Consider the following 18,392-nt stretch of genomic DNA (forward strand, 5'->3'; position numbering starts at 1 on the left):
CAACAATGAAATATTTATATAAAAAACTATTCGTCCTTTTCATGGTAGGCATTTTTGCTACTTCATGTGAGGACTATCTAGATGTAAACGAAAGCCCAAATGCGGCTTCAAATTCAGAACCTGGTCCCATTTTTAACAATGTGATGGTAGGAATTGCTACCAACCGGTCCAATGATATCGGATCGTCCGGTGCAGCCGCTCAGCTATGGTCTGGAGGCGGATCATTTGGCGCAGGGGTATTCACAAACCCTGAGCGATACAACTTCAGTATTTTCACTACAGGAAATACGTGGAGATCATGGTATAGAGATGCGCAAAAGGATTTGCTCCTGGCTTCCACTAATGCTGAAATATTGGGTCAGACAAATGCAGTTGCACAATGCAAAATCATGTCTGCACTGGTTTATTGGTACACTACTGTTTTGTGGGAAGATGTCCCGTATTCAGAAGCTGTTGATATAGATGTAGCAACAGGCGCTATCAATAATAGAAATCCAAATTTCGATAGTCAGGCTGATGTACTACAAGGTGTAATTGACATCATTGATGAGGCGCTCGCTCTAATCGACGAAGGAAGTCCTGCTTTAGCTATTCAAGCCGAAGACTTGATGTTCAGCGGGAATATGGAAAACTGGAGAAAGTTTGCCAAATCTATCAAGTTCAGAACACTGATGACATTGGTTGATGCTGAGCCGGCAAGGGCGTCAGAAATTCAAGCGATGATTACGGATAATGATATGATTTCTTCAGCATCTGAAAATGCAGAATTTCCATTCTTCGGAGAGCCGGGAAATCAAAATCCTTTCTATACTGTCCTTGAGGCGTTTGCAGGTGGGTCTAACTTCTTTTATTTCGCCAGTGAGGTAATGGTTGATAGAATGCTTGCAACCAATGATCCAAGAATTGATGTGTATTTTGACCCTTATCCAGGAGGAGGAAGTCCTGCAACTCCAGCAGGAGCGCCAGCAGGTGTTACTTCCATTCCATTTTCACCATGGGTGCTTTCTACTGGTGGGTCTGGCACGAATAATCTCATCCGTCCTGATAAACCTGAAATTCTCTTCACAGTTCAAGAACAATTGTTCCTGGAAGCTGAAGCGCATGCAATGGGTTATGCTTCTGGCGGATTAGCTGTTGCCGATGAGAAGTTAAGAGCAGGTATAACTGCAGCTATGGCCGAGCACGGACTCACGGGTTCAGCCGTTTCTACTTTTCTTGATAATGAGATTCCTGATTTAGCCACATTAACTGATATACAGGCTAGATCCATCATTGGAGAGCAGTATTGGCTTGATTGCAACCAGGCTCGATGGATAGAGGGGTGGACTGAATGGAGAAGAATTGAGTCTCCAGCATTGAATGTCCCTGATGGTGCATTGACAACCAATCTTTTGAGAAGGTTGCCTTATCCTCCGGATGAACTAGCGGCTAACGTGAATGCCCCGGATGGTGATCCGCCATTGGACGAGCGAATGTATTTTGATGTTGACTAAATAGAATGAAAATCATGAAAAAAATACTTTTATATACATTAATAGCCTCTGTCATTATTTCATGTGATGACTTTGAGGATGATAATCTTGACTTCTCAAATTCTCTACCGCAATATGTGGAAATCACAAGTAGTGATTTTGAGGGTAGTGAAGGTGATGAAGTTACAGTAACCGTCAGTCTGGGAGAAGCACTTCCTGACGATGTGACGGTTGGCTATAGTGTCACAGGTGATATTACTCAATCCGGTAGTATTGTTATTCCTGCTAATTCACAAAGTGCAAGTGCAACAATAACAATAGCTGATAATGAGACACTGGAAGCAACAGGCGGAAGCGCCACATTTGCGCTTACTTCCGTGGATAATGGCCTTGACCTAGGTCGAGGCGGTCCGGATGCTGGTTTTTCGAAACTAGAAGCAACTATTGATTGGGAAGAAGACCTCAAAGAGATCGGCCTTTCCGTTGATACTATCGAAGTAGCAGAAATGTCAGGACAAATGCTGTTCATTGTAACCGCTGGAAATGATGTTGACGCTGATATTTCTGTCAACTACTCCATCACTGGAGATTTGACTGCTGGTGTTGATTATACTGTTGGGGCTAATCCAATTATCATCGAGGCAGGTACAACTCAGGATACGATAGTTGTCACGTTTGCTGATGCATTTGATAATGCAACAGCAGATGCAGATCGTAACTTCTACATTGAGTTGACCTCAATATCAGGAGGTAATGCGGAAACATCTCTTTTGGCTGACCAGTCTCTGGGGCGAGTGTTCGTTGATGATTCCACAGTAGTTTCATTTTCAACTGCCAGCACTTCAGTTTCTGGCTCTTCAGTCATTGCAATCCCAGTTTCGCTGAGCAACCTTGACTTTGACAATGGAAACACAAATGATGTGACTTACACTATAACAGGTGGTACAGCTGGGGTCGATTATAATGACGTTTCAGGTGGTAGCATCTCTTTTGCTCTTGATCAGGAAGAAGAAATTCTGATCGAAGTACTAGATGCAGGTACCGATGTTGACTTGACAGTTACTTTAACAGGATCCAATGATCCTGAAACAGAAATTGGAACTGCAAGTTCTCATACTGTAGAAATAAGAAATGCTCCTTAAGTAGCACCCAATTCTCAATTAAAAACCCACTCTGATCTCAGAGTGGGTTTTTTTATTTTCTTCACCAAAACTCGCTTTCCCTTAAGAAAAAGGCGCTTCTTTTTTACAATTAATGAAACTTTTTCAAAGCTACCATTACAGGTTCAAAAACAATTTTTAACAAATAAATCATGCTTATGAAGAAGTTTTACTTTTCGCTATTTGCATGTCTTTTGGCAATAACACAGGTTTTTGCTCAAAGGACTGTGTCCGGAAAAGTAACCGATGATGTCGGTGAAAGTCTTCCCGGAGTGAATGTGGTGATTAAAGGCACCACAACTGGTACTACGACAGATTTAGATGGGAATTATCGCTTACAGGTTAACGATGGTGATATTCTGGTCTACTCTTTTGTTGGGTTTAAATCTCAGGAGATTAATGTTGGCACTCGATCTGTTATCGATGTTACAATGGGTGGAGCAACTGAGCTCCAGGAAGTAGTTGTTACAGGATATGGACCGATAGAAACAAGAAGAGCATCAGGGGCGGTTGCTTCTGTAGACGCCAAAACGATCAATAATGTACCCATGGCATCTTTTGATAAGATTCTTCAGGGACAAGCTGCTGGGGTTCTTTCACAATCAAATAGTGGACAACCAGGTGCAGGAGCAAGTGTTCTGATCCGTGGAGCAGGTAGTATTAATTCAAGCACACAACCACTTTATATACTGGATGGTGTGCCGATTGATGCCGCAGAGTTTGAGACTCTTAATCCCAATGATATTTCTAATATATCTGTTCTAAAGGATGCCTCATCCTCAGCAATTTATGGATCAAGAGGAGCAAACGGTGTAATTGTAATTACCTCAAAAAGTGGTCAGTCAGGAAAACCTAAAGTGACATTCAGTGCACAATATGGGGTTTCTGAGGCACCAAAGAACTTTCTGCCGGTTATGAATACAAATCAAAAAATAGATTTTGAGCTATTAACCGGAGGAACAACTTTGTCCACATATACCGCAGAGCAAATTGACTCATTGAGACAATTTGAAACTTCCTGGAAGGATGAGCTATTCGAAACTGCTGTGACCAGAAACTATCAAATCAATGTTTCTGGTGGCAATGAAAACACAACCTATTTCATATCCGGATCATATTATGATGAAGATGGAGCTGTAGTTACAACTGGATTGAAAAGATATACGGCTCGAGTAAATCTTAAAACGGTTACAGGAAACCTTACTTTTGGGACGAATAACACGCTTGGGTACTCTCGTTTAAGAGATACAAATGAGGGTGATCAATTTATTGGATCTCCTCTTAATGCAGCTTACTGGTCAAACCCTTATGAGCCTGTATTTAACCCTGACGGAACGTACAATCAATTGGTCTCCGGTCAGCCAAATGGTGTACAGGAATTGGTACAGAATACAAACATCACCGAGAATGTGAAGATCATTTCATCACTTTACGGTGAATTCGACATACCAGGAGTAGATGGACTATCTGTCAATTCACGCTGGGGTGTTGATTTTGATTCCGACATAGATTCTGATTTCACTGATCCGAGAACGAATCCCGGAGCACAAGCAAAAGGAGGTCAAGGTAGCTTATTTCGAGACTTTGATCGTGACGTAACACTAATAGGAACCAATTCAATCAATTACGTTACCGATTTTGGATCAGACCATAGACTTTCTGTGTCATTGTTTCAGGAGTTTATTTGGAACGATACAGAAAGCTTTAACTACACCGGTTATGGGTTTACAAACCTGAAACTAAAGAATGATGCAGGAGTTACCCAAGGAAGTGCTACGAATGGATTTATTCCAGATGTAGGGGGTGGTGGAGTCAGGAGCTCTTTACTTTCTTATTTTGGAACAGTTGCGTACACCTTCATGGATAAGTACACATTCAATGGAACACTCAGAAGAGACGGATCATCAAGGTTTGGGTCCAACAATCGTTACGCAACTTTTTACTCCGCTGGAGTCGCATGGATTGTATCTGATGAGAGTTTCTTTAATGTAGGTTTTGTTGATAACCTAAAATTCAAAGCGAGTTATGGAACTACAGGTAATCAGGAAATCGGAGATTTTCAGTATGCAGCCACACTTGGAACTGTATCTTATGCAGGTGAAAACGGCTTAGCTTTATTAAGCATACCAAACCCCAGTATTCAATGGGAAACGACCAAAATGTTGAACGTGGGTCTGGAATTCTCCATGATTCAGTCAAGGCTGTCTGGAACCATCGAATACTATGATAACCTGACTGTAGATGCATTTCTAAATACTCAGCTTTCTCGTACAACCGGATTTGCTGCGCAAAACCAAAATGCAGGAGAGGTTAGAAACTCGGGGGTTGAGGTTTCATTATCCGGAAGATTAGTTGATGCTGACGATTTCTCTGTGGTACTGGGAGCCAATTTTGCTTACAATGAAAATGTTGTTGAGAGCTTAGCGGGCGAGGATGATATTGTAGGAAACACAACCATCATTCGTGAAGGAGAGCCCGTCTCAGCAAATTATGTTGTGCCATACCTCGGTGTAAATCCAGCCAACGGTGATGCACTTTATCTTACTGCTGATGGTCGAATAACAAATGTATTTGATCAGGCTAATGACTCAAGGGTATACGGGCCAAGAACAGCTCCGTACAGTGGTGGTGTGACCTTAAATGTGACTTACGGCAATCTTTCATTATTCGCACTGGGATCATGGATCCAGGGTTCGACTCTTTATAACAATGAGCGGATTAACATAGATAACCCTGCTTATGTTCCTGATAATGTTTCCACAGATCTGCTTAGAGCATGGAAACAACCGGGCGATATCACAGATGTTCCCCGAATTCGAACAGTGGATGGTTTAACGACTAATACCTATCAGAGTGCGACCACCAGGTATCTTGAAGACGGGGACTTTTTCAGGCTAAGAAATGTAGTCCTTGCATATAATCTTCCAACCAACCTTATCAGCAAGGCAGGGTTTAAAAATGTCAGATTCTATGCTCAAGGTCAGAACCTGATCACTCTAACCAAATTTACCGGAGCTGATCCTGAAGACACCAATGGATTCCTGGCGGGAGCTGTATATCCAGCAGTTAGGACCTACACTTTCGGATTAGACTTAACATTCTAAACAAGATTAGAGATGAAAATAAAACATATAATACTTACAATGCTTGTTCTCACTGTTTACTCGTGTGATAACAAGTTGGATATCTCTCCTGAGTTTTCACTTACTTCAGACAATGCTTTTGAAGTGGCTGAGGAGTACGATCAAGCACTTATTGCGGCTTACGCTACACTAAATGATGCAGGTTATTACGGCGAAACATATGGTGAGCTAATGGAGCTTGGTGCAGATGGAGGCACTGAAACGGCAGAGTCTCTTAGAAACGAAGCTGAGTTTACAGACTGGTTTTTTGGCCCTTCTGATGGAAGTGGGAACGTCGCGGCAGGGTGGAATAGTCCCTACTTAATGATCGCCAGAGCCAATGTAGTAAGTGATGGAATCGATGAGGTACCAGAAGAAAATGAGGGCAGTAGAAATCGGATTCTTGGACAGGCTTTAGCCTTGAGAGCGATGGGTCATTTTGACCTTTTAAGACTGTATGGTCAGTCATATGAGCGAAACTCGGATGCACTTGGGGTTCCTGTAAGAACCACCCAAAGTCTTGAAAATCCGACCAGAGTAACAGTAAGGGAAACATACGATCAAATTTTCGCAGATCTCAATCAAGCCGAAACACTTCTTGCGCCAAATGGACTTGATGTAAACCCTAACGGGGACGGAAGCTCAAGATATCGAATTGATAGACTTGTGGTGAGGGCTATTAGAGCAAAAGTCAATTTGTATGCCGGTGAATATGATGATGCCATCGCTGATGCAACATCCGTTATTCAGGATGGTGCTGTCTCATTAGCAAATACAGGCAACTATGCCCCTGTTTGGAGTGCTGACGACCAAAGCACCGAGGTGATTTGGTCCATCGCCGTAGTTGATCAGGCTGAAGCAAGACCCACTTCAGAGACATTTTTCTATGTCAATAATAGGTTAGGGTGGGTGCCTTCTGAAGATGTGCTAAACCTCTACGATCAGGCAAATGACATTCGCTTTTCAAGCTTCTACTCAGACAATTTCAATATTGCTGCTGTAAACGGAGGCCCTAGTAGAATCGGAACTACTGTACCAATCAAATTCAGTGGCCGAAATGGTGCAATTGATGGTGTTAATGACATCAAACTATTCAGAATGTCAGAGATGTATTTGATAAGGGCTGAAGCTCAATATGAGTTGAATCAAACACCACTAGCTATGGCTGACCTGAATACATTAAGAGCAAATCGTATTACAGGCTATGTTGATGAGAATCTCACCGGCACTGCTTTAGAGTCCGCTATCAGAGACGAGCGAAGAAAAGAGCTGTGGTTAGAAGGTCACAGGTGGTTTGATCTACGTAGATGGAATCTGCCAATTGTAAGAGGAGCAGATTGCGGATCTCCAATGGAAAGCTGCAATCTATCAGCTAACAATTTTAGAAGAGTATTTCCTATCCCGACGCAAGAGGTCGTGGTGTCAGGAATACAGCAAAATGATGGCTATTAAAAATTTAGATGTTATGAAAAATTTACAATATATAATTTCATTAGCACTGCTATTCATATTGGTTGGGTGTAGTGAGGAAGACAAAGTGATTTATGAAGGACAACTCGTATCCATATCTGGTCCTGGGGTAGTCAGTATTGACGAAGCAGCCGGAGAGCAAACAGTATCTATAACAATAAGTAAGGCCCCATCTTCTGATCTTACACTAAACCTTCAGGTAGAAGAAGGGTCTGCTGTGGAAGGTGAGGATTTTAATTTACAATCCACGGTAGTGATCCCTTCCGGAGAGTATTCAGGGTCTTTTACCTACACTTTAGTAGATAATTCTGAGGTGGATGGAGCGAAGACCTTCACTATTAGCTTGTCAGAAACATCTGATTTTGAACTATCAAAACAGTCTTCATTAGAAGTGACTATCATAGATGATGATTGTCCAGTGCCGGAACTAGTTGGCGAATTTCAAGTAACCACGACCAATACAAGTCCAGCTGGCTGTGATGGAGTAACCAATTCGGTAACAATCTCCAAGGTATCTGATAATCCGGATGGGTCAACAACCTATTTGTTGTCGGATGTAACCGGAGGATTGTACGCCAACTGTTATGGTTCTGCAGACAACCCCGGAGAAATTGTCGTTGATGGTCTTAGTGTTACCTTAACAGCTCAGCCGGATGTTGTATATGGTGGCGATCAATTTGACGGTACAGGATCAATAAATACATGTGATGAGGTTCTGACATTGAATTGGTCTAATGGATTTGGTGATAGTGGAAGCACAGCATTTCAACTTTAGCCTTTTGAAACTTATGAAGAGAGTCAGCTAAATAGCTGGCTCTTTTTTTTTACTAATCTTAGACCTGAATAGAAATTGTCCTTTAACCTCGCTCTTGACTAAGAAAAAATTTCTTAGGGCTGGTGTCCAAAAAATACTTAAAGTCTTTGATCAAATGAGACTGATCATAATACCCACATTGATAGGTTAATTCCGTAAGGCTTAAGTTCTCATCATCTTTGTACGCATTGATGAAGCAATTAACCTTTTCAATTTTACAAAACTCTTTGGGAGTTAATCCTATTTCCCGATTGAAATGTTGCTCTAACTTGGACTTACTTACACTGAGGTTAGAATAAATTTCTTTGACCGAAATGGTTCCACAACTTTCCTTTATCTGATCAATAGCATGTAAAATGGTGGTATTGTATTCATACAAATCAGAAATGTCATCAAATAGATTCTCCAGATAGTCACTCATTTCGAATCTGTCCTTTGCCTGAACTGTTTTACAAAGCTCCTCAACCTGCCTCAACGATAAGCCCAAATCAAATACTCCATTGGATATTTCAGTGATTCTATCAGCTATTTTCTTCGCGTATACGGGATTTAACTTTATTACAAGACATTTTGTCCGAAACGATAAAGATATCTCAGCACCGCGCCTTCTAGGCATTATAAAGTATCCTTTACCTGCCAGAAGATTTAACGACCTCACACTTCCAATGCATTTGAAAGAGATATTTTCTTTAATTGGAATGATTATTTCGGCATTACCATCCGGGATCAATGTGAAGTTACCATTGCTTGACCCTATCGCTATTTGGAATGAGTCCTCCACAATAGCCAGTTTTTCTTTTAGTCCTAGTCCTTGAGTATACATTTTGGTGAATTTTAGTTTCAACCAAAACGTATTTAACCCACCTCATACCTATTGATTTTCAGGTACATATGTAAACAATCGCGATTCTTTATATAAAGGATCACGCTTTTTTACTTTTTCCTCAAATTGAGATAGGGTAAGTCCTAGCTAGATTGTTTTAGCGCCCTGAATTGTGTTGGTGACATTCCTGTATCACTCTTAAAAGCATTATAGAATGACACTTTGTTCGAAAAACCGCATTCTTCAGCTATCGCCTCTATCGTGTAGTGGTCAAATTGCCCACCTGTGAGAAGTTCTTTGGAGTATTCAATACGAAAGGAGTTAATGAACTTATTAAAGTTTCCGTTGCTAAATCGGTTGATCGATCGTGATACCTGGCGTTCATTATAAGACAGTTCTGCCGCAAGGTCTGATAGCTTCAAACTTTTGTTTAAATAGTACTTTTCATTAGAGATTAAATCAATGGTTTTGTTGTAGATGACCCTTAGATCTTCTTCATCATCCACGACATTTACTTCCTTACCTACTTTGGGCCGGTACTTTGTGTACCAGATTAGTGCTATGCCCAGCAGGGTAAGACCTATTGCTATCATTGTCCAATCCACTTTGAGTTGTTGAGTTTATAACAAGCAATAAAGCTAACAACCCTGATTGGCGAGAAAAATCTTCTTTTTTACAGTTAGATGATTTCAGCCTTTTTTACAATTATCGAGGTTGGTGCTACTCTAATCTTGTATTCCTCTTCATACTTAATAGAGGGGTTTCAGGTTTCTATCTGGCCCCTCTTTTTTATGTACGGTTATTTTTTCATTTAGAATTATTCCAAGATTACTATTTGATAATTCAATGGTATTTCAATTACAAGAACCATAAATGTTATTTTTTCGTTAAAACGTGTACATTTGGTTATCAATCAGCTCTATTGTCAATCATGGAAAAGAAAAGAGACAACTGGCTTAATTTCAAGAACATTATCCACTACGCGTTTGATGATATGTGGACCAGTCTTTGGAGATTTCTCCTAAAAAGACAAAACAGGTTTCATCATCATCACATGCATCATGATAATGACTAAGGAATAAACAAATTATAGATTTTCAAGAAGTCGGCTTTTGCCGACTTTTTTTGTTTAAATAATTTCACCCCCACGCAACCAATGGCAGCATCGCTGCATCTACCCCATGAAGGTCAAAAACATGCTGCGAATAAATAAGTCACTAACCGAAGAAGAATTGCTGGAGGGCTGCCGAAAAGGTAGGGCTTCTGCGCAGCGTGATTTATATGATCGACTAGCTCCCAAAATGTTGGGTGTATGCCTCAGGTACATAAAAGATAGAGAAGAAGCTGAGCATGTGATGATTGGAGGCATTGTAAAAGTATTTGACAAACTGGATCAGTTTAAAAGCGAAGGAAGCTTTGAAGGGTGGGTAAGAAGAATCATCGTGAATGATTGCCTCATGTATATCCGCAAAAACAGGAATATGTCCTTAGAGACGGATATTGAGTCAGCCTCTAGCCACCCGGATTTAAGCGTGATGGAAGATTCTCTTAGTCAGGAAGACCTTCTAAAACTGATTGGCGAACTACCTGTTGGATACAGGACCGTTTTTAACCTCTATGCAATAGAGGGTTATAGTCATGCTGAGATTGCGGAGCAATTGGAAATCAATGAAAACACCTCGAAATCTCAGCTAAGCAGAGCCAGAAAATGGTTACAGACCAAACTGGCTGATATAGAAAAAGAACTTGAAAATAATATTACCAATGGATCAACAAAACATTGATCGGTTATTTAGGGAAAAACTAGGTCAGATGGAGGTAAAACCCTCCGCTAATGCCTGGTCTAAGGTCGAAAAACAAATTCGACCGAACAAAACACCCATGATTTACTGGGTGGCCGCATCTGTTTCCCTTTTACTCATTACCTGGATCGTATGGCCGGAAGCCACTACTGAGCACCAATTCACACAAATTGCCTCAGAAGTAAACGCCCCTACTCAAGTAGACATGCCTGAGTTTGTCATGCCTGCTATTGATAAAGAGGATGAAAAACCAAAAGAGGACCGGACAAGACCAGTAAGAAAAAGACCTCTGCAAACGCAATTTGTGTCAAACCAGCAGGAAGCACCAAAAATGGAAAAAGTGGAAGAACAAATGCCGGTGATGGAGGCTGAGGCTAAAACCATGGTAGCAAGTGCAGAGATTGATGCACCTGAAACGCTGGAAGATGCTATAGAGGTGCCAAACAAAACTGAATACAAGGCAATCAAAATCACTTATATCGCTTCTGCTTCAGGAAGTGAGACAAAAGAGGATATCCAAAAAACTGATTCCACTGGAGTGTTGAAGAAATTCATCGCTTTTGCGGAAAAAATAGACCCAGGAGATATGTTGGCGGACATTAAAACCGCAAAGGACAATCTGCTAAACGGTGGATTAAAGAAAAAGGAACGAAGCTCATTATAAAAAACAAGGACATGAAAAATCAACTGAAAATAAATACACGGATGAAATCATTTTTCACACTGCTGCTTTGTCTGACAATTGCTCCGGCAATGGCATTCAATGGTGACACTAAAGATCCAAAACAGGATACCGTAATCATCGAACTAAATAACAACAGTAAAATTGTAATCGTAACAAAGAGCCGCGCAGATCTTGCCACTCTTGAAAACTACGACATCAACCAGATGATCAAAGATCTCAATGCTCAATTATCAGACAGTGTAGAGTACATGGAAATAAGCGAAGGAAAAGCTTATGTGAATGAGGACGATGAGATCGAAATGAAGGACTGGAAAATCAATGAGGATGAAGTAAGAATAAAGCTGGGAGGAGTGGAAGTAGATGTTGATCCTGACGAAATGGACGACTGGGATGAAGATGACTGGAGTGAGCGCAAAAAAGTCACTTACGAGGCTGAGCGAGCAGATCGCACTACACATCATTTTAATATAGATCTGGGTATGAACAATTGGTTGGAAGATGGGAATTTTCCCGATGCAAACAACGCACCTTACTCAGTGAAGCCTTTCGGCTCATGGTATGTTGGACTTAATAGTGTAAACAGAACCTGGGTTGGTGGTCCGCTTTTCCTTGAATGGGGCATGGGTATCAGCTGGTACAACTGGAAGCTGGAAGACGCTGATTATATCATTCAGGAAGGCGCTGACAGGGTTGAATTTAATGCAACCCCACCCGAAATAAGTGGTCAGAAAAGTAAACTAACAGCCTCGTATATCAATGCTACTGTGGTACCCATGTTTGACTTTTCCAGAGGCAGACAAAAAATCACCAGCATTGAATCAGGCGGTTTGAAAATAAAAAAATACTCGAGAAAAGGATTCCGATTTGGAGTGGGAGGCTATGCCGGTTACAGAATAGGAAGTCATACCAAATTCAAATTCAAGGAAGATGGTGGCAAGGAAAAAGATAAAGAACGTGACAATTTCTTCCTTGAAAACTTCCGATATGGATTACGTGCACAAGTAGGATGGAAAGGTGTAGAACTATTCGCTACTTATGATCTAAACGAAGTATTCTCCTCTGGAAGAGGGCCACTTAATGGCGATGGAGAGAATGCAGCACTTAATGCAATCACCTTCGGAATTACATTATAAAACATTAAGAATCAACGCTAAAGCACCGCTATATCAGTGGTGCTTTTTTTATTCCTCCTGATGAAGTCTTCTCCGATCTTCTTTCGTTAATCGCATATCCCTGACGATTTTATCCTCCGATGGCCTTAAGAAAGAATACTGAACCAAAACAACAAAATATGCAATTACAAAAATGTAAGTTGGTTGCAGCCACATAGCAAAAGCAGCAATACAACCTGCAAATGCAAGTAGAAGGTATTTATACACATTCTTCTTCTTAAACTCTTTTAATTTTTCTTCCAGGGTCATCCCTTCCTTTATTTCATACTGAACCTTCTCCCCTTTTCCCACATACCAGCAAGCAAACCCAACCACCCAGATAAGCTGAGCCACCAGAATGAAAAAAACGTCTGAAAACGAAACTTCAAGCTGAAAGTTTCCGGAATCCCATTCCAGAAAGAGCAATGCAAAAGGAACTAATGTGAGCGCTATCAAACCATGATAGATTTGATAAAGCTGATGATGATAGTCCTTCCACCTTAGATGCTGATTTTCCATTAGGCAAAAGAATGAAATAATTAATTCATAACCATTTCTGATTTTTTATCGTATATTACTATGATATCATTTTAATATCATCAACCATTCAATCATGAAATCTATTCTATCATCATTAATGATAATCTCCTTCGGCTACCTGTTTGCCCAAGAGTTCAAAGGAAGAGAAGTATCAATCGGAGACCTAAGAGGAACCCTGACTGAGCCAGTCAGTAAAACGAAAACAGCAGTCCTTCTAATTGCAGGTTCTGGTCCTACTGATCGAGATGGAAATAATGCTTTGGGATTTAACAACAATTCATTGAAAATGGTGGCCCAGGAGCTCTCTACCAGCGGTTATGCAGTATTGAGGTATGATAAACGAGGCATTGCGGGAAGCAAAAATGCAGTAACCAACCAAGCTAACCTGCGGTTTGAACATTTTATTGAAGATGCGAAAAACTGGTTGATTTTCTTGATTGAAGAAGGGTATGAAAACCTGGTGGTAGCCGGACATAGCCAGGGCTCGTTGGTGGGTATGATGGCTGCTCAGGAAAATGCTAATGTAGTTGGATTCATTTCAATTGCAGGATTAGCCGAAGACTCAGGAGAAGCGATTGTCCGTCAGCTTGGTGCTCAATCGCCGGTATTGGCCGAAGACGCGAGGATAAATATTGATTCTTTGAAAGCCGGATATACAGTCAAAAAGTATAATCCCTATCTAATTTCATTATTTGGTCCATCGATCCAGCCATTTCTTAAATCATATATCGCTTACACTCCTTCTGAGGAAATCAAAAAGCTTGAAGTTCCGATACTAATCATAAACGGAACAACGGACATTCAAATTGGAATAGATCAGGCTGAGAATTTAAAAAATGCATATCCCAATGCTGAGCTTGTAATCATTGAAGGCATGAATCATGTCCTTAAAGATGCACCAGAAGACCCTGCAGCAAACGTGGCAACATACAATAATCCTGACTTGCCTCTTAGCGATGGCCTCATGTCAGGCATGATCAAATTCATTCAAAAACTTTAAACTCTACAACTATGCAAACGCAAGAAAAAACGCATACACCCTCATCCGGATATCTGGGTTTATTTATCAACTTCCTGATTTTAGGTGGTTTTATAACACTTGTTAGTGTCACTCGGCAGCCAATATGGCTTTTACTGCTGATTCCATGGATTTTAATGATCCCCGGGTTTTTCTATGTCAACCCTAACGGATCCCGGGTTCTAGTTCTATTTGGAAAATACATTGGAACAGTACGTAAAAACGGCTTCTATTGGGTCAATCCTTTTTATGCCAAAAAGAAAATCAGTTTACGTGCCCGAAACTTTGACAGTGAACGTATCAAAGTGAATGACAGCATCGGAAACCCGATTATGATCTCCGTGATTCTGGTGTGGCGTGTAAAAGACACTTTTGCTGCAGCCTTTGAAGTAGATGACTATGAAAACTTCGTTCGTGTGCAGACAGATGCTGCTGTTCGAAAACTTGCCGGAACCTATCCGTACGATAATTTTGACGATGAGCAGGCAGAGGTGACATTGCGCTCGGGTATTAAGGAAGTGAATGAAGATTTGGAGAAAGAGCTAGATGAAAGACTGGCCATCGCAGGAATAGAAATTCTAGAGGCACGAATTGGATATCTGGCCTATGCACAGGAAATCGCAAGTGCAATGCTTAGAAGGCAGCAGGCGACCGCTATTGTAGCTGCCCGTCATAAGATTGTGGGAGGTGCAGTCAGTATGGTGGAAATGGCGCTGGATCAGCTTAACGAAAAACAAGTAGTAGAGCTGGATGAGGAAAAACGAGTAGCGATGGTGAGCAATCTCATGGTTGTGCTTTGTGCTGACAAGGATGTAGCTCCGGTTGTCAATTCAGGAACTTTAAATCATTAAACCATGAATAACTATAAATTCTTAAAACAGAAAGCATTTGAAAAAGTAGAACGATTTGAGAAAAGACTCCAAGAGACTGTGAGTCAGGGATGGAAGATCAACAGTTTTGCATCTGATCATGGTTCTTTGATCGTGATGCTGGAGAGGGACAGGTAAATCATTAATCAATGAAGGGAAAAATCATATTTAAAGAAGAGCAAAGCTTTGTTGGCACCTGGTTGTTTTACCTTGTCATAGGCGTATGTGTGCTTGCCACCCTTGGCGCTGCAATTCCCATATGGCTCGAAAAAGAGACGAATGAAGGCATCATTGGCGTTGTAATCGCTGTGGTGGTTTGTTTCGGGGTAATCATGCTTTTCGTTTATTCCAAATTATATGTCACCATTGATGATAAAGCCATCTATTATCGATACCCACCGTTTGTCAATAGCGAAAAAAAACTAACGCAAGCAGACATAAAAGAAGCCTATGTACGAAAGTATCAACCGATATGGGAGTATGGAGGATGGGGGTATCGAATTCGACCGGGAAAAGGACGAGCGATGAATATAGCAGGGAATCAGGGTTTACAATTGATTTTATCCGATGGAAAGCAGTTGTTGATTGGCACCCAAAAACCAGAAGCTATGAAGCAGGCAGTGAGGCGATTGAAAGAAAACTGGGGACTAGATGGCTAAGAAAAAACCATTCGCACTTCGATTAAACGAAGATACCATGAAGGCCCTGGAAAAGTGGGCAGCAGATGAATTCCGCTCCACCAATGGACAGATTGAATGGATCATTCATAAAGCGTTAAAAGAGAATGGAAGACTAAAAGATAAGGGTAACTAGTAGAAAGTCTCAAAGCAAATACATCTCATAAGACTTTCTACTAAAAACTTGTTCCCTATTGACCCACAAAGAACATTGCATTGACCATCAATAGCTTCCCATTTTGCCAGAAAGAACGGAAAAGTGGGTTATCTACAATATGAACAATCTGTCCTCTACCCTTATTTTCCACACCAAAGACTAACGTCTCTGCCATGTCTTCCTTAGCATATTGCCCAGCAAAACCACTCATCAGATCATCCTTATCTGTCACAACTCCAACATTATTTCCATCGAGATAGGCCACTTTGCTTGAGCCTGTTTTCAAGGTGTAGTAGGTATTGCCATACCCAAAAGCCAGCGGATGAGTATTATCCATTTTCACTTTAAAGATCGCTCCGGGCGCAAATCCTTTGATAAACTCCCTTTCCTGATCTTCATATGAAACAAGTCGCGTTTCTTCCTTGCGCTCTTGTTTTTCTTCCTCCGCCTCTTTTTTGGCTTCATCATCTACATAAGTTGAAAGGGATGAATAATCCGAATCTTTCAGTTTATTCAGTGCACCCTCTACTGCGATAAGCTTTCCACCATTGGAAACCCACTCCATCATTTTCTTCATTTCCTTCTCACCAAAGCTGCTATACCAGCCACTTTGCATGATTAACACATCATATTCGGATAGATCCACTCGATTGAAATAATCTGTTCCCAGAATAGTTACCGGATATTCCAGTTCTTGTTCCATGAAATGCCAGGTAGCACCAAAAGCCAACGATGAAGTGCCTTCATGACCTAGCAAAGCAATTTTTGGCTTTTTCAAATACCGAACATCAGATGAGCCTATATCCGGGCCTGCATCCATAAAACCTGTCTGAATCGCTGAAATTGGCCTTTCATACATGTTAGCGATTTCAACTATTTTCTCCTCAAAATCACTGATTTGCTTGTTATCGCGTTTAGCGATTATCAAACTTCCCCGATCAAATGACTTCCCTTTATAATTTATCGGTTTCTGAGTGAAGCGAACCTTTACATCAGCTTTAAGTAATGCCGCTAGAAACCGTGCATCATCCATACTATTCCATTTGCTGATAAAAGCATACGCTTTTTCAGGGACTTCCAACATACCCACATGAAAATCCTTAGTCAATTTAACAACGATTTTATCAATGGTTTGAGTTGATGCGTAAGCTTCAATTCCATACGCGTACGGGACACCCCAAGCGGTGATATCATAAGTTACGGAATCAACTAATTTGGTCTTCGGTTCAAAAAGAATGTGAGCTAGTGTGGCCTTAGGTTGATTCATTTGAATTACCAAATCATTTTCGGTAACGCTGAAATCAACAAGCTTTCCAGAGCTAAATTGATAGCCCTTGAGTTTAGCATCGCTCGGTTCCACATATCGAATCCCCTGATCATCCAGCCATGATTTTAAGGTGTTGAATTTATCATCATTTCCATCGTATTTCAGCACAAACGTTTTGTACTTTAAACTGGAGTTGTCACCGAAGAATTTTCCGAAATTACTCAGTAGTCGATCGGCATGATCAACTGCAATTTCAATTGTCGATAACCCCGTTGTATAGTGATGCGCGATCCGATCTTTTAGCGTAAGTGTATCTCCTTCCTGCTTAATAATTCCCAACCCAGCTCTTCCATGTCCGGCTTGCTCATATGTCATGCCAATGGCACCATTGTAGGTAGGATACGTATCACCATAACTCGGATATAGTAGGTCAAAAAACTGCTTGGTGAAATAGAACCAGTTGTTTTCATCGAAGTACTTCGCATGATTTCGACCTATTTCTGTCTGGAAATCTCTTTGAAATTGCGTGATCAATTCATGAAACGGTTGAGCTGCCGGAGCAAAATAGTAGGGTGAATTAATACCCTGCTCATGAAAATCCACATGAATTTGAGGCAGCCATTGATTGTAGACTTTAATTCGACTTTTCGTTTCTATTTGTGTCTGCCATGCCCAGTCCCGATTCAGATCAAACAGATAGTGATTAGGCCTACCACCTGGCCATGGTTCATTATGCTCAATTGCATTCGGATCGGGATTATACGGCTGACTTCCATATTGCCAGAAAAAATTCACGTACCTGTCTCTCCCGTCTGGATTGATACAAGGATCAATCACCACCACAGCCTTTTCCAACCAGTCGCTTACATCAGAACCTTCTTTTATTAGCTCGTAGATAGTAGCCATGGAAGCTTCAGTAGAAGAAGATTCATTTCCATGCACATTGTAGCTCAACCAAACAATCGGAATGTTTGTCGTTGGTGTGCCCTCCTCAATTCCTGCTCTCCTTAGGTTGTCCAACCGGATATTTTCAAGGTTGGCAAGGTTCTCCTCAGAAGAAACAAATGCAAGTATCAGTGGGCGATCTTCGTATGTTTTCCCGTATTGAGTAAGGGTTACTTTTTCCGAGTTCTCGGATATATAGGTGAAATAGTCCACCACTTGATGATGACGAGTGAATTTCTCACCAAGTTCATAACCTAAAAAATCATTTGGACTTTGTAATTGGGCGTAAAGAAGTACTGGAAGGAGCGAAAAGTAACTAAAAAGAGTCTTCATCAACACGATTATTTTTTTGTCACCAAGTTAAACCGATAACTATAGCCAACCAATCGAAAAGTGTTGGGCGGTCATTTCATTACAGAT

Annotated in this window: 17 protein-coding genes; 13 read left to right on the plus strand and 4 right to left on the minus strand. The window is 41.0% G+C overall.

The genetic code is table 11. The features are described 5' to 3' along the window. The first annotated feature begins 5 nt into the window (after positions 1-5). The 5 genes from ACOQON_RS13485 to ACOQON_RS13505 all read left to right on the plus strand — a co-directional run bounded on the left by ACOQON_RS13485 (position 6) and on the right by ACOQON_RS13505 (position 7,999). Positions 6-1,493: a SusD/RagB family nutrient-binding outer membrane lipoprotein gene (locus ACOQON_RS13485; protein ID WP_420575940.1), complete on the plus strand. Its 1,488-nt coding sequence runs from the start codon at positions 6-8 to the stop codon at positions 1,491-1,493. A 14-nt stretch (positions 1,494-1,507) separates the two neighbouring features. Further along, complete coding sequence (locus ACOQON_RS13490; RefSeq protein ID WP_420575941.1) at positions 1,508-2,614, plus strand: hypothetical protein; 1,107 nt, start codon at positions 1,508-1,510, stop codon at positions 2,612-2,614. A gap of 176 nt (positions 2,615-2,790) precedes the next feature. Beyond that, positions 2,791-5,736: a SusC/RagA family TonB-linked outer membrane protein gene (locus ACOQON_RS13495; RefSeq protein WP_420575942.1), complete on the plus strand. Its 2,946-nt coding sequence runs from the start codon at positions 2,791-2,793 to the stop codon at positions 5,734-5,736. Between the two features lie 12 nt (positions 5,737-5,748). Next, a complete protein-coding gene (locus ACOQON_RS13500) occupies positions 5,749-7,206 on the plus strand; it encodes a RagB/SusD family nutrient uptake outer membrane protein (protein WP_420575943.1) in 1,458 nt (485 codons plus the stop codon). Between the two features lie 13 nt (positions 7,207-7,219). Continuing rightward, positions 7,220-7,999, plus strand: coding sequence for a Calx-beta domain-containing protein (locus tag ACOQON_RS13505; protein ID WP_420575944.1), 780 nt, complete (start codon positions 7,220-7,222; stop codon positions 7,997-7,999). Between the two features lie 82 nt (positions 8,000-8,081). On the opposite strand, the gene ACOQON_RS13510 is transcribed toward ACOQON_RS13505, so the two are convergent. Further along, on the minus strand, positions 8,082-8,861 hold the full coding sequence (locus ACOQON_RS13510) for a helix-turn-helix domain-containing protein (RefSeq protein WP_420575945.1): 780 nt from the start codon (positions 8,859-8,861) through the stop codon (positions 8,082-8,084). 143 nt (positions 8,862-9,004) lie between these two features. After that, positions 9,005-9,466, minus strand: a complete 462-nt coding sequence (locus ACOQON_RS13515) for a helix-turn-helix domain-containing protein (RefSeq protein WP_420575946.1) — start codon at positions 9,464-9,466, stop codon at positions 9,005-9,007. A 591-nt stretch (positions 9,467-10,057) separates the two neighbouring features. Between ACOQON_RS13515 and ACOQON_RS13520 the strand changes: the two genes are divergently transcribed. The 3 genes from ACOQON_RS13520 to ACOQON_RS13530 are packed head-to-tail and all read left to right on the plus strand — an operon-like array spanning position 10,058 to position 12,481. After that, positions 10,058-10,645, plus strand: a complete 588-nt coding sequence (locus tag ACOQON_RS13520) for an RNA polymerase sigma factor (protein WP_420575947.1) — start codon at positions 10,058-10,060, stop codon at positions 10,643-10,645. Continuing rightward, entirely contained in the window at positions 10,626-11,327 is a 702-nt protein-coding gene (locus tag ACOQON_RS13525; protein WP_420575948.1) for a hypothetical protein, read from the plus strand. Before ACOQON_RS13520 ends, ACOQON_RS13525 begins: the two co-directional genes overlap by 20 nt. A gap of 11 nt (positions 11,328-11,338) precedes the next feature. Then, positions 11,339-12,481, plus strand: coding sequence for a hypothetical protein (locus tag ACOQON_RS13530; protein WP_420575949.1), 1,143 nt, complete (start codon positions 11,339-11,341; stop codon positions 12,479-12,481). Positions 12,482-12,529: 48 nt separating this feature from the next. On the opposite strand, the gene ACOQON_RS13535 is transcribed toward ACOQON_RS13530, so the two are convergent. Then, positions 12,530-13,018 carry a hypothetical protein gene (locus ACOQON_RS13535; RefSeq protein ID WP_420575950.1) on the minus strand — a complete coding sequence of 163 codons (489 nt, stop codon included), beginning with the start codon at positions 13,016-13,018 and terminating at the stop codon, positions 12,530-12,532. A gap of 94 nt (positions 13,019-13,112) precedes the next feature. Here ACOQON_RS13535 and ACOQON_RS13540 point away from each other — a divergent pair, with 94 nt between their 5' ends. Genes ACOQON_RS13540 through ACOQON_RS13560 form a run of 5 tightly spaced genes read left to right on the plus strand, consistent with a single transcriptional unit; the run spans position 13,113 to position 15,739 of the window. Further along, on the plus strand, positions 13,113-14,039 hold the full coding sequence (locus ACOQON_RS13540; protein ID WP_420575951.1) for an alpha/beta hydrolase: 927 nt from the start codon (positions 13,113-13,115) through the stop codon (positions 14,037-14,039). An 11-nt stretch (positions 14,040-14,050) separates the two neighbouring features. Then, a complete protein-coding gene (locus ACOQON_RS13545; RefSeq protein WP_420575952.1) occupies positions 14,051-14,908 on the plus strand; it encodes an SPFH domain-containing protein in 858 nt (285 codons plus the stop codon). 3 nt (positions 14,909-14,911) lie between these two features. Further along, a complete protein-coding gene (locus tag ACOQON_RS13550; RefSeq protein ID WP_420575953.1) occupies positions 14,912-15,064 on the plus strand; it encodes a hypothetical protein in 153 nt (50 codons plus the stop codon). Positions 15,065-15,075: 11 nt separating this feature from the next. Continuing rightward, positions 15,076-15,585, plus strand: a complete 510-nt coding sequence (locus tag ACOQON_RS13555) for a hypothetical protein (protein ID WP_420575954.1) — start codon at positions 15,076-15,078, stop codon at positions 15,583-15,585. After that, positions 15,578-15,739 (plus strand): Arc family DNA binding domain-containing protein, encoded by a 162-nt coding sequence (locus ACOQON_RS13560; protein WP_420575955.1) that lies wholly within the window; start codon positions 15,578-15,580, stop codon positions 15,737-15,739. Before ACOQON_RS13555 ends, ACOQON_RS13560 begins: the two co-directional genes overlap by 8 nt. 55 nt (positions 15,740-15,794) lie before the next feature. On the opposite strand, the gene ACOQON_RS13565 is transcribed toward ACOQON_RS13560, so the two are convergent. Continuing rightward, complete coding sequence (locus tag ACOQON_RS13565) at positions 15,795-18,305, minus strand: M14 family metallopeptidase (protein WP_420575956.1); 2,511 nt, start codon at positions 18,303-18,305, stop codon at positions 15,795-15,797. Positions 18,306-18,392 lie beyond the last annotated feature (87 nt).

This window comes from Ekhidna sp. (assembly GCF_965221965.1).
Lineage (GTDB): Bacteria > Bacteroidota > Bacteroidia > Cytophagales > Cyclobacteriaceae > Ekhidna.